A 12,533-nucleotide genomic window follows, 5' to 3' on the forward strand; every position below is an offset into this window, starting at 1 on the left:
TGGTCCCCATGAACGTCATGCTCTTTCACTCGACCCATGGCCTCAGGCCCGCCGTGCACGCGGCGGCGGACCGGCTGCGTGCCGCCGGGCACGAGGTGTGGACGCCGGACCTCTTCGACGGGCGCACGTTCGAGGACGTCGAGGAGGGCATGGAGTTCAAGGAGCGCCTCGGCAAGGAGGAGCTGCTGCGGCGGGCCGTGCTCGCGGCCGCGCCCTACTCGGAACGGCACCTGGTGTACGCCGGGTTCTCGCTCGGCGCGTCGGTCGCCCAGACCCTGGCCCTCGGCGACGACAAGGCGCGTGGCCTGCTGCTCCTGCACGGCACTTCGGACCTGGCGCCGAACGTCTCGGTGGACGACCTGCCGGTGCAGCTGCACATCGCGGAGCCGGACCCGTTCGAGACGGAGGACTGGCTCGGCGCCTGGTACCTGCAGATGCGCCGGGCGGGCGCCGACGTGGAGATCCACCGGTACGCCGGGGCCGGCCACCTCTACACCGATCCCGGCCTGCCGGACTACGACCGCGAGGCCGCCGAGGCCACCTGGCGGGTGGCGCTCGGCTTCCTCGCGTCGCTGGAGGAGGATCAGCCCGCGCGGTAGGCGGCCCAGCTCTGCTGCATGCGCGTCACCTGGCCCGCGGTGAACTGGTATATGCAGGCGTCGTACGTGTAGTCCATGAAGTTGTGGATGGGGTCGACGCCCGCCTTGTTGGTGCAGGTGTCCCGGCCCGTCGGGCACTGGTACGCGGCGCTCTTCTCGGCCGGGGTGTCGTCGACGTAGTCGCCGCTGCCGCTGCAGCCGCCCTGGAAGGTGTGGTAGAGCCCCAGCCAGTGGCCGACCTCGTGGGTGGCGGTGTCGCCCTCGGCGTAGTTGGTCGCGGTGCCGCCCGGCAGGGACGCGTCGAGGATGACGACGCCGTCCATGGACGGGCTGGACTTGTAGGAGCTGGGGAAGGTGGCCCAGCCGAGGAGGCCGCCGCCGAGGTTGGCGGTGTAGAGGTTGAGCGCGTTCGCGCCGCCCTTGCGCAGCGCGGTCTTCATGGCCTTCTCGGCGCTGGAGCCGGAGGACAGGTTGTACCAGGTGGCGTTGTTCGTGTAGTCGGTGCCGGCCAGCGTGAACTGGAAGCCCGAGTCGGTGTTCCCGGTGCCCTGGCCGGCGTAGGCCGCGTTCAGGACGTTCATCTGGGCGTTGATGGCCGAGGAGCTGAGCTGGCCCTTGGTGCCGTCGGTGATGACGTGGAAGTAGACCGGGATGTTCGCCGCGGCCAGCGCGGAAACGTTTCGGCCCCCGGCCCGCAGCTGGTCCAGCTTCTTGCGCAGGTCGGCGTTCATGCTCTGCGCCCGGGCCTCGGTGACCTCGTTGGGCTCCGCGGCGTGCGCGCCGCTGCCGGGGCGGGCCTGGCGGGCCGTCGCGTCCGTGCTGTCCGCGCAGGCGGAGGCGGCGGTGTGGGCGAGGGTTCCGGCCGCGGCGACACCGGTGGGGGTCGACAGCGGGGCGAGCATCAGGGTGCCGGCCACGGCGGCCGTGCCGAGAAGACGTCTGCGCGTCTGGGGGGACGTCCGGGCGAACGCACGCATGCTGACTCCTGGTGGAATCGGTGGGGAGAGGGGCGCAGGGGTCTTCCTGGCCACCGCCCGGACATTACGTGGACATGACTATGTCCGAAGAGCAGTGATCCAGCCATCAACTGCCCGGTGACCGTGGGTGATCAAGGCGGGTGAAGGGGCTGGGAGTGTGGGGCGCATCGGGTGGTGTGCGCCGGTTTGTCATCGGTTCCCCACCACTCGACGTAGCGGAGTGGCCCGCCCGAGGGGGTCCGGGGGTGGCCCGTACCCGCCTCGGGGGTGACGCGCGGGGGGCTTTCAGGTGGCTGGAAATCGCCCCTCACGCACAGTTGTTACGCCGTCCACACACAGCTTTTACACGGGGTCGTAGGTCCGCTCGACCTTCTGCGTGCCGCTGCGCGTGCGGTACGAACGCGCCCAGGACGACGTCGCGTCGGGCCGGGTGCGGTCGGAGAGCACGTAGTAGTCCATCTGTGCGCGGGCGGCAGTGATGTCCAGGACGCCGTAGCCGTGGCGGTCGGTGTCGACCCAGTGGACGTGCCGGTTGGCGGCGCGGATGAGCGGCGCGGCCACCGCCGAGACCGTGCCTTCGGGGACCTTCACCAGGTCGTCGAGGTTGTCGGAGGTCACCGAGGTCACCACGAACTCCGTGGCGGCCGAGGCGGACAGCGGGTACGTGCCGGCGTCCACCGGCACGTCGTTGGCCCACGCCATGTGGATGTCGCCGGTCAGGAACACGGTGTTGCGGATGGCGTGCGCGCGCAGGTGGGCCAGCAGTTCGCGGCGGTCGTCCGTGTAGCCGTCCCACTGGTCGGTGTTGAGGGCGAGGCCCTCCTTCGGCAGGCCCAGCAGCTCCGCCAGCGGCTTGAGCAGGTCCGCGGTCAGCGAGCCGATCGCGAACGGCGAGATCATGACCGAGTTGCCGACCAGCCGCCAGGTGGTGTCGGAGGACTGCAGGCCCGCCTTGAGCCAGTCGAGCTGGGCGCGGCCGGTGAGGGTGCGGTCCGGGTCGTCGACGCCGCCGTTGCCGGTCTTGACCTGCTGGGAGCGGAACGAGCGCAGGTCCAGCAGCGACAGGTCGGCCAGCTTGCCGAAGCGCAGCCGGCGGTAGGTGGTGCCGGCGATGGCCGGGCGCACCGGCATCCACTCGAAGTACGCCTGGCGGGCCGCGGCCTGACGGGCCGTCCAGGTGCCCTCGGCGCCCTCGGTGTGGTTCTCGGCGCCGCCCGACCAGGCGTCGTTGGCGAACTCGTGGTCGTCCCAGATCGCCACGACCGGCGCCTTGTGGTGCAGCGCCTGGAGGTCCGGGTCGGTCTTGTAACGGCCGTGCCGGGTGCGGTAGTCGGCGAGGGTGAGGATCTCGTGGGCCGGCGCGTGCGGCCGTACGACCGTGTCGCGGGTGCCGTACTGGCCGGTGCCGTACTCGTAGATGTAGTCGCCCAGGTGCAGCCAGGCGTCCAGGTCGGAGCGGGCGGCGAGGTGGCGGTAGGCGGAGAAGTGACCGGCCTCCCAGTTGGCGCAGGAGACCACGCCGAAGCGCAGGCCCGGCACCGCGGCGTCCACCGCCGGCGCGGTGCGGGTGCGCGCCACCGGGGAGTCGGTGCCGCCGGCCGAGAAGCGGAACCAGTAGTCGGTGGCGGGCTGCAGGCCGCGCACATCCGCCTTGACGGTGTGGTCGGAGGCGGCGGTGGCGGTGACGGACCCCTTGGCGACGACGGTGGTCAGCGACTTGTCCAGGGCTATCACCCACTCGACCTCGAGGTCGGGGCCGGTGCCGGAACCGGGAGTCGCCGCGGCGGTGGGGGTCACCCGGGTCCACAGCAGGATGCCGTCCGGGAGCGGGTCGCCGGAGGCGACGCCGTGCAGGAAGGCCGGCGCCTCGTCGGCGGCCCGGGCGGGCAGCGCGGCGGCGAGGGGGCCGGCCAGGACGGCGGTGGCCGCGGCGGCCTTGACGACCGTGCGGCGGCGCGGGGCAAGCGGATGGAGGCCTTGTGAGGCTCTGTCTCGACTGGTCACGGGCGATCAGGTTACTCAGCGGTACGCCGAAGAGCGGGCGAACTCCCAAAAGTTCGCCCGCTCTTCGCGTGCCGGTCGGCCGGACCGGGCCGGCGGGCCGGTGCCGGTCCCGCGTGCCGGATCGCGCCGTGCGCCGGGTCAGCCCTTGAGGGCCGCCGCGAGCGCGGTGTTGAAGTCGGCCACCGTCATCGGCGCGTTCTTGCCGTCCGAGCCGGTGAGGGTCTTGCCGTCCATCTTCAGCGTCGGGGTGCCGCTGACGCCGCTCTTGTCGAACACCTTGGACATCTCCAGCGCCCACCGGTCGTAGGTGCCGTCCTTGACCGCCTTCTGGAAGCCGGCGTTGCCCTTGAGCGCCGGGACGGTGTCGGCGACCTTGATCAGGTAGTCGTCGCTCTTGAACTTGTCGTTCGTCTCCTCGGGGTGCCACTTCGCCGAGTACATCGCGGTCTTGTACTCGAAGAACGCCTCGGGGCTGACGTTCAGCGCGGCGCCGAGCGCGCTGAGGGCGTTCTTGGAGCCCTCACCGCTCATGGTGTTGTCCAGGAAGGTGGCGCCGATGTACTGGATCTTGAACTTGCCGGCGTCCAGGTCGGACTTCACCGTCGGGCCGACCGCCTGCTCGAACTGGGAGCAGATCGGGCAGCGCGGGTCCTCGTACATCTCGAGGGTCTTCTTGGCGGTGCTCTTGCCGACCACCACCGTGGTGCCGTTCTTGCCGCTGGAGTTCGCCGGCTTGACCAGCGTGGCCGTCTTCGCCTCCTCCCAATGGCCGGGCTTGTTGGCCTGGACGACCGCGTAGCCTATGCCGCCGGCCGCGGCCAGCACGGCCACCGCGGAGGCGGCGACGACGACCTGGCGGCGGACCTTGGCGCGCTTGGCCGCGCGCTCGCGCTCGACGCGCAGCCGCTCGCGGGCCGCCGTCTTCGCCGCCTGGCTGTTGCGCTTGCTCATGTCTGTGTTCTCCCTGTGGGACGCGCACACCGGGTGCGCGGGTGGGTGCGGGGACCGGCCGCTCGAGGCTCGACGCCGCAGGGGCCCGGCGCGGGCCCGCGGGCTCGTGCCGGGCCGGGGATCCCGGCCGGCCGGTGGGCCGTGGGCGCCGTCCGCCGGACGGGCGTCGTCCCGGGCGTGCGGTTGCGTGGGGGTCGTCGCGGGCCGGTCGGGCGGCGACGACGGGCGGGACCGGAGCGGCCCGGAGGGCGCGCGGTCCGCGTGCGGCTCGGCCGGGGAACGGACGCGGGGACGCGGCCGCCGGGCTCAGCCGAGGGCCGGCAGCGGGGGACCGCGGCGCGCCAGGGAGTGCACCAGGAGCCGCTCGCGCGCGGCGGCCGCCCGTACGGCGACCCGCGGCGCGCCGGCGGGCGCGGCCGGCTCCAGGCCGGCCGTCACCGCCGCCACCGCCAGCAGCAGCGGGCGGAACGTCGTCGCGGTCGCCGCGTGCAGGAGCTGGGTCAGGGCGCGCTCGCCCCGGCGGAGCCAGGCCGCGGCGGTCAGGCCCACCGTGAGGTGCGCGGCGAGCAGCAGCCAGGCCGTCCGGGGGTCGGAGTGGGCCAGCAGACCGCCGAGGCGGTCGGTGTCGGTGCCCGTGAGCCGGGCCAGCGGGGTGCCCACACCGGTGCCGTCGCCGCACAGGACGTCCCAGCCGACCGAGCGCAGCGGGCCGGCCACCGGTCCGCCGGCCGGGCCGTAGCAGACGTGCTGGCCGGTGGTGAAGACCGTGTCGGCCGCCAGCTCCAGCGGGACCAGCAGCGCGGCGATGTGCCCGAAGCCGCGCTCGCGGCCCGCCAGGGCGTAGGCGAGCGCGAACACGGCGGCCGCGACGGCGGCCACCGTGTTCAGCGGCAGGGGGGCCCGCGACAGCAGCACGTGCGACGCGGTGCTGAGCGTCACGACGAGTGCCGTGAACAGCGCCGCGCGCACGGCTCTGAGGCGGGTCCCGGATATGTCCATAGCGACAACGAGTGTGGCACGCGTTCCGGTAAGGGACTCCTAAAGGGTTCCTGTGAGCGTCCCGGGAGGCGTCCCGTCCGTCACAGGCCCGGGATCCGCCCGTTGCGGAACAGGTCCACGAAGATCTGGTGGTCCGCCCGCGCACGGGCGCCGTAGGCGTGCGCGAAGTCGACCAGCAGCGGCGCGAAGCCCTCCTCGTCGGCCGCGATCGCCGCGTCGATGGCCCGCTCGGTGGAGAACGGCACCAGGGACTCGCCGGAGGTGTCGTCCGCGGCCGAGTGCATCGACGCCGTGGCCCGGCCCAGGTCGGCGACGACCGCCGCGATCTCCTCCGGGTCGTCGATGTCGCCCCAGTCCAGGTCCACCGCGTACGGCGAGACCTCCGCGACCAGCTGCCCGGCGCCGTCCAGCTCGGTCCAGCCCAGCCACGGGTCGGCGTGCGCCTGCAGGGCGCGCTGGGAGATCACCGTGCGGTGCCCCTCGTGCTGGAAGTAGTCCCGGATCGCCCGGTCGGTGATGTGCCGGGAGACGGCCGGGGTCTGGGCCTGCTTGATGTAGATCACGACGTCGTTCTCCAGGGCGTCGCTGTGCCCCTCCAGCAGGATGTTGTACGACGGCAGCCCCGCCGAGCCGATGCCGATGCCGCGCCGGCCCACGACGTCCTTGACGCGGTAGGAGTCCGGGCGGGCCAGCGAGGCGTCCGGGAGCGTCTCCAGGTAGCCGTCGAAGGCGGCCAGCACCTTGTAGCGGGTGGCCGCGTCCAGCTCGATGGAGCCGCCGCCGGGGGCGAAGCGGCGCTCGAAGTCGCGGATCTCGGTCATCGACTCCAGCAGCCCGAACCGGGTCAGCGAGCGGGCGTCGCGCAGCGCGTCCAGCAGCGGCCCGGTCGCCGTGTCCAGGGTGAACGGCGGCACCTCGTCGCTCTTGGCGCCGGTCGCCAGCGAGCGGATCCGCTCCCGGTACGCGCCCGCGTAGATCCCCACCAGCTCGCTGATCTGCTCGTCGCTGAGCGCCTTGGCGTACCCGATCAGGGCGATGGACGCCGAGAAGCGCTTCAGGTCCCAGGTGAAGGGGCCGACGTAGGCCTCGTCGAAGTCGTTGACGTTGAAGATCAGCCGGCCGTTGGAGTCCATGTAGGTGCCGAAGTTCTCCGCGTGCAGGTCGCCGTGGATCCACACGCGCGAGGTGCGCTCGTCCTGGTAGGGACCGCTGTCCCCGCGCGACTCGCCCGGTCCGTTCGCCGCGTCCAGGTCGTGGTAGAAGAGGCAGGCCGTGCCCCGGTAGAACGCGAAGGCCGAGGCCGCCATCTTGCGGAACTTCACCCGGAACGCGGCCGGGTCGGCGGCCAGGAGCTCGCCGAAGGCGGTGTCGAAGACGGCGAGGATCTCCTCGCCGCGCTGCTCCTCGTTGAGCGGGGTGACCGACATCGCGGGGTGCCTCCTGGTGCATGACGTGTACGACAGCGTTCCTGTCGTCTCCCAACGGACCGGGCCGCCGGGAAGTGCCCGCGGCCCTCGCTGTGAAGGTACGCGGGGCGGCCCGCCCGGTGTCAGTCCCGAGGCATAGACTTCGACGCTGACCCCGGACCGTCCGCCGTCCCGTCGCCGCTCGTTCTCCTGGAGGCCGCACCGTGTCGAAGCCGCCGTTCACGCACCTGCACGTCCACACCCAGTACTCGCTGCTGGACGGTGCCGCGCGGCTGAAGGACATGTTCGACGCGTGCAACGAGATGGGCATGACGCACATCGCCATGTCCGACCACGGCAACCTGCACGGCGCGTACGACTTCTTCCACTCCGCGAAGAAGGCCGGGATCACCCCGATCATCGGGATCGAGGCGTACGTCGCCCCCGAGTCCCGGCGCAACAAGCGCAAGATCCTCTGGGGCCAGCCGCACCAGAAGCGCGACGACATCTCCGGTTCCGGCGGTTACACCCACAAGACGATGTGGGCGGTGAACCGGACCGGACTGCACAACCTCTTCCGGCTGTCCTCCGACGCCTACGCCGAGGGCTGGCTGCAGAAGTGGCCCCGGATGGACAAGGAGACCATCGCCCAGTGGTCGGAGGGCATCGTCGCCTCCACCGGCTGCCCCTCCGGCGAGGTGCAGACCCGGCTGCGCCTCGGCCACTTCGACGAGGCCCTGAAGGCCGCCTCCGAGTACCAGGACATCTTCGGCAAGGACAAGTACTTCCTGGAGCTGATGGACCACGGCATCGAGATCGAGCGCCGGGTCCGCGACGGGCTGCTGGAGATCGGCCGGAAGCTGGGCATCCCCCCGCTGGTCACCAACGACTCGCACTACACGTACGCGCACGAGGCGACCGCCCACGACGCCCTGCTGTGCATCCAGACCGGCAAGAACCTCTCCGACCCCGACCGCTTCAAGTTCGACGGCACCGGCTACTACCTGAAGTCCACGGACGAGATGTACGCCATCGACTCCTCGGACGCCTGGCAGGAGGGCTGCGCCAACACGCTGCTCGTCGCCGAGATGGTGGACACCACCGGCATGTTCGAGAAGCGCGACCTCATGCCCAAGTTCGACATCCCCGAGGGCTACACCGAGGTCACCTGGTTCAAGGAGGAGGTCCGCCGCGGCATGGAGCGCCGCTACCCGGACGGCATCCCCGAGGACCGCCAGAAGCAGGCCGAGTACGAGATGGACACCATCATCTCGATGGGGTTCCCGGGCTACTTCCTCGTGGTCGCCGACTTCATCATGTGGGCCAAGAAGCAGGGCATCGCCGTCGGCCCCGGCCGAGGCTCCGCGGCCGGCTCGATCGTCGCCTACGCCATGGGCATCACCGACCTCGACCCCATCCCGCACGGCCTGATCTTCGAGCGGTTCCTCAACCCCGAGCGCATCTCCATGCCCGACGTCGACATCGACTTCGACGAGCGCCGGCGCGTCGAGGTGATCCGCTACGTGACCGAGAAGTACGGCGCCGACAAGGTCGCCATGATCGGCACCTACGGCACCATCAAGGCCAAGAACGCGATCAAGGACTCCGCGCGCGTGCTGGGCTACCCGTACGCGATGGGCGACCGCATCACCAAGGCCATGCCCGCCGACGTCCTCGGCAAGGGCATCCCGCTGTCCGGCATCACCGACCCCAGCCACCCCCGCTACTCGGAGGCCGGCGAGGTCCGCGGGATGTACGAGAACGAGCCGGACGTGAAGAAGGTCATCGACACCGCGCGCGGTGTGGAGGGCCTGGTGCGGCAGATGGGCGTGCACGCCGCCGGCGTGATCATGTCCAGCGAGACCATCACCGAGCACGTCCCGGTCTGGGTGCGGCACACCGACGGCGTGACCATCACCCAGTGGGACTACCCGAGCTGTGAGTCGCTCGGCCTGCTGAAGATGGACTTCCTGGGCCTGCGCAACCTCACGATCATGGACGACGCGGTCAAGATGGTGAAGGCCAACAAGGGCCTCGACATCGACCTGCTGTCGCTGCCGCTGGACGACCCCACGACCTTCGACCTGCTCCAGCGCGGCGACACCCTCGGCGTCTTCCAGTTCGACGGCGGCCCCATGCGCTCGCTGCTGCGGCTGATGAAGCCGGACAACTTCGAGGACATCTCCGCCGTGTCGGCCCTGTACCGGCCGGGCCCGATGGGCATGAACTCGCACACGAACTACGCGCTGCGCAAGAACGGCCAGCAGGAGATCACGCCGATCCACCCCGAGCTGGAGGAGCCGCTCAGGGAGGTCCTGGACGTCACCCACGGCCTGATCGTCTACCAGGAGCAGGTGCAGAAGGCCGCCCAGATCATCGCGGGCTACTCGCTCGGCGAGGCCGACATCCTCCGCCGCGTGATGGGCAAGAAGAAGCCCGAGGAGCTGGCGAAGAACTTCACCATCTTCCAGGCCGGCGCCCGCAAGAACGGCTACAGCGACGAGGCCATCCAGGCGCTGTGGGACGTGCTGGTCCCGTTCGCCGGCTACGCGTTCAACAAGGCGCACTCCGCCGCGTACGGCCTGGTGTCGTACTGGACCGCCTACCTCAAGGCGAACCACCCCGCCGAGTACATGGCCGCCCTGCTGACCTCCGTCAAGGACGACAAGGACAAGTCGGCGGTCTACCTCAACGAGTGCCGCCGCATGGGCATCCGCGTCCTGCCGCCGAACGTCAACGAGTCCGAGGCGAACTTCGCCGCGCAGGGCGACGACGTGATCCTGTTCGGCCTGTCCGCCGTGCGCAACGTCGGCACCAACGTCGTCGAGTCGATCATCAAGTGCCGCAAGGCCAAGGGGAAGTACACCTCCTTCCCCGACTACCTCGACAAGGTCGAGGCGGTCGTCTGCAACAAGCGGACCACGGAGTCCCTGATCAAGGCCGGCGCCTTCGACTCGATGGGCCACACCCGCAAGGGCCTCACGGCGCAGTACGAGCCGATGATCGACAACGTGGTCGCGGTCAAGCGCAAGGAGGCCGAGGGCCAGTTCGACCTCTTCGGCGGGATGGGCGAGGAGCAGAGCGACGAGCCGGGCTTCGGCCTCGATGTGGAGTTCACCACCGACGAGTGGGACAAGACCTACCTGCTCGCGCAGGAGCGCGAGATGCTCGGCCTGTACGTCTCCGACCACCCGCTGTTCGGGCTGGAGCACGTGCTGTCCGACAAGGCCGACGCGGGCATCGCCCAGCTCACCGGCGGTGAGCACGCGGACGGCGCGGTGGTGACCATCGGCGGCATCATCTCGGGCCTCCAGCGCAAGATGACCAAGCAGGGCAACGCCTGGGCCATCGCCACCGTCGAGGACCTCGCGGGCTCCATCGAGTGCATGTTCTTCCCGGCGACCTACCAGCTGGTGTCGACCCAACTCGTCGAGGACGCCGTGGTGTTCGTCAAGGGCCGGCTCGACAAGCGCGAGGACGTGCCCCGGCTGGTGGCGATGGAGCTCCAGGTCCCCGACCTGTCCAACGCGGGCACCAACGCGCCCGTGGTGCTCACCATCCCGGCCACCAGGGTCACCCCGCCGATGGTCAGCCGCCTCGGGGAGATCCTCACCCACCACAAGGGCGACAGCGAGGTCCGCATCAAGCTCCAGGGCCCGACCAGGACCACCGTGCTGCGCCTGGACCGGCACCGGGTCAAGCCCGACCCGGCCCTGTTCGGCGACCTGAAGGTGCTGCTCGGCCCGTCCTGCCTGGCCGGCTGAGCGGCTCCCGGGGACGGCACCGAGGGCCGGCGACGGCACCGGCCGCCGGGCGGCCCGGACGTGCGTGAGGGGCGTACCCGGTACCTGGTACGCCCCTGTTGCACGTATGCGGTCACAGGCCGTCACACGGACGTCAGTTGTGGCCGAAGCTGCGCTTCCGCTTGTGCGTCGCCACGTCGCCGGGGGTCAACTCGACCTCGGGCTGGGACTCCGCCTCCGCCGTGGGACGGCGCTCCGCGCGCTGCCCGCGGTCGGTCGGACGCTGCTGCTTGCGGTCACGGTTCTTGTTCTTGGCCATGGTGATGCCTCCTGTGGGGATCTTGGGGCCAGGGCCGGATCCAGATTCACACAAGCCGACTTGCCGTGCATGTCGGATAATTACCCTGTGTCACAGGGCAGGTCGTCGGGCCCCGTCCCGAAACGCCACGCCGAAGATCGAGTTGCGAGCCGTTAACCTCCGCGTGGTCGGGCAGACTCGAAGCGAGCCCGAAGCAAACCTCCCGGGAAGTGGGTGAGTCGCGTGGACCGCTGCGTCGTCCTGGTGGACGCCGGGTATCTGCTGGGGGCCGCCGCCAGCCTCCTCGCCGGGGAGCCCTCCCGGTCCCGGATCACCGTCGACCACTCCGCCCTCGTCCAGGGCCTGCGCGAACAGGCCGAGACCGACACGGAACGGCCGCTGCTGCGGATCTACTGGTTCGACGGCGCCCCCGACCGCGTCCCGCAGCCCGAGCACCGTCGCCTGCGCGTGATGCCCCGCGTCACCGTGCGGCTGGGCGCCCTCACCCGCAGTGACGGCCGCTGGGCCCAGAAGGGCGTCGACGCGGCCATGCACGCCGAGCTCACCGAGCTGGCCCGCAACCGCGCCTGCTCCGACGTCGTGCTGGTCACCGGCGACGGCGACCTGCTGCCCGGCATGATGGCCGCCAAGGAGCACGGCGTCGCCGTCCACCTGTGGGCCGTCCAGGCCGCCGACGGCGACTACAACCAGTCCGAGGACCTGGTCGCGGAGGCCGACGAACGGCGCGTCCTGGACCGTACGTGGATCACCAAGGCGGTCCGCGCCAAGGAGACCGGCGGAGTGTGCGCGCCGCCACCCGTGCCCCGGCCCGAGATCGCCGCGATCCTGTCCGCGCCGCTGCCCGACGCCCCGCCGCTCGCCCCGGCCGCCGAGCGGCCCCCCGACGAGCCGGAGCACACCGCCGCCAGGGCGGCCGACGCCGCCCAGGAGCGGGTGGCCGCCGCCAAGGGCGTCCCCACCCCCAAGGACCTCGCCGAGCTGCGCGCCGGGGCGCAGACCCCGCACCACCCGGCGAACGCGACCCTGCGCTGGTCCTCCGACAAGGGCTGGGTGGAGCGGCCCGGCAGCGCCCCGGAGCCGCCCGAGGCGGCCGCGATGCCCACGCTGGCCCAGCTGACCACCGCCGAGCAGCGCTGGGCCGACCGCGAGGAGGACATCACCACCGTCGGCGGGGACCCGTACGAGGTGGGACAGGTGTTCGCGCGGCGCTGGATGGCCCGGCTCGGCGACCAGGGCCACCTCCAGCGGCTGTCGGGCATGTACCCGCGCATCCCGCACCGCGTCGACGGCGAGCTGCTGCGCTACGCGGCCCGCTTCGGCCTGCTCGCGCACAAGGACGACCAGATCGACGAGCACGACCGGTACGCGATCCGGGCCGGCTTCTGGCGCGAGATCGACGTGCGCACCGCCGCCGAGCACGCCCCGGCCGGCGACTGAGCCGGGGCTGCGCACCGCCCCGAAGGCGAGCGGAGCTCCCCGACCCCGTAGGCTCGTTCCTTGTGAGTACGCGCGTGGCACCGGCGGTCCGGCCCAGG

9 protein-coding genes are annotated in these 12,533 nt (G+C 71.3%); 3 read left to right on the plus strand and 6 right to left on the minus strand.

The annotated features are described in order from the left end of the window. Nucleotides 1–8: 8 nt before the first annotated feature. Entirely contained in the window at nucleotides 9–599 is a 591-nt protein-coding gene (locus AQJ30_RS10960) for a dienelactone hydrolase family protein (protein WP_067232656.1), read from the plus strand. Here the strand turns inward: AQJ30_RS10960 and AQJ30_RS10965 are convergent. The 5 genes from AQJ30_RS10965 to AQJ30_RS10985 all read right to left on the minus strand — a co-directional run bounded on the left by AQJ30_RS10965 (nucleotide 584) and on the right by AQJ30_RS10985 (nucleotide 6,957). Then, nucleotides 584–1,576, minus strand: coding sequence for a zinc metalloprotease (locus AQJ30_RS10965; RefSeq protein ID WP_067231882.1), 993 nt, complete (start codon nucleotides 1,574–1,576; stop codon nucleotides 584–586). The two genes, AQJ30_RS10960 and AQJ30_RS10965, sit on opposite strands and share 16 nt — an antisense overlap. A gap of 342 nt (nucleotides 1,577–1,918) precedes the next feature. Next, complete coding sequence (locus tag AQJ30_RS10970; RefSeq protein ID WP_067231884.1) at nucleotides 1,919–3,580, minus strand: alkaline phosphatase D family protein; 1,662 nt, start codon at nucleotides 3,578–3,580, stop codon at nucleotides 1,919–1,921. Between the two features lie 138 nt (nucleotides 3,581–3,718). Next, nucleotides 3,719–4,531 (minus strand): thioredoxin domain-containing protein, encoded by an 813-nt coding sequence (locus AQJ30_RS10975; protein ID WP_067231887.1) that lies wholly within the window; start codon nucleotides 4,529–4,531, stop codon nucleotides 3,719–3,721. 306 nt (nucleotides 4,532–4,837) lie between these two features. Then, nucleotides 4,838–5,530 (minus strand): hypothetical protein, encoded by a 693-nt coding sequence (locus AQJ30_RS10980; protein ID WP_067231890.1) that lies wholly within the window; start codon nucleotides 5,528–5,530, stop codon nucleotides 4,838–4,840. Between the two features lie 80 nt (nucleotides 5,531–5,610). Beyond that, nucleotides 5,611–6,957: a DUF2252 domain-containing protein gene (locus AQJ30_RS10985; RefSeq protein ID WP_067231892.1), complete on the minus strand. Its 1,347-nt coding sequence runs from the start codon at nucleotides 6,955–6,957 to the stop codon at nucleotides 5,611–5,613. A gap of 203 nt (nucleotides 6,958–7,160) precedes the next feature. On the opposite strand from AQJ30_RS10985, the gene dnaE reads away from it, so the two are divergent. Beyond that, complete coding sequence (gene dnaE / locus AQJ30_RS10990) at nucleotides 7,161–10,700, plus strand: DNA polymerase III subunit alpha (RefSeq protein WP_067231894.1); 3,540 nt, start codon at nucleotides 7,161–7,163, stop codon at nucleotides 10,698–10,700. A 133-nt stretch (nucleotides 10,701–10,833) separates the two neighbouring features. On the opposite strand, the gene AQJ30_RS36800 is transcribed toward dnaE, so the two are convergent. Continuing rightward, nucleotides 10,834–10,998, minus strand: coding sequence for a hypothetical protein (locus tag AQJ30_RS36800; RefSeq protein WP_245726888.1), 165 nt, complete (start codon nucleotides 10,996–10,998; stop codon nucleotides 10,834–10,836). A gap of 222 nt (nucleotides 10,999–11,220) precedes the next feature. On the opposite strand from AQJ30_RS36800, the gene AQJ30_RS10995 reads away from it, so the two are divergent. Then, complete coding sequence (locus tag AQJ30_RS10995) at nucleotides 11,221–12,435, plus strand: NYN domain-containing protein (protein ID WP_067231897.1); 1,215 nt, start codon at nucleotides 11,221–11,223, stop codon at nucleotides 12,433–12,435. Nucleotides 12,436–12,533: the final 98 nt, after the last annotated feature.

Source organism: Streptomyces longwoodensis (assembly GCF_001514125.1).
In the GTDB taxonomy this organism is placed as follows: domain Bacteria; phylum Actinomycetota; class Actinomycetes; order Streptomycetales; family Streptomycetaceae; genus Streptomyces; species Streptomyces longwoodensis.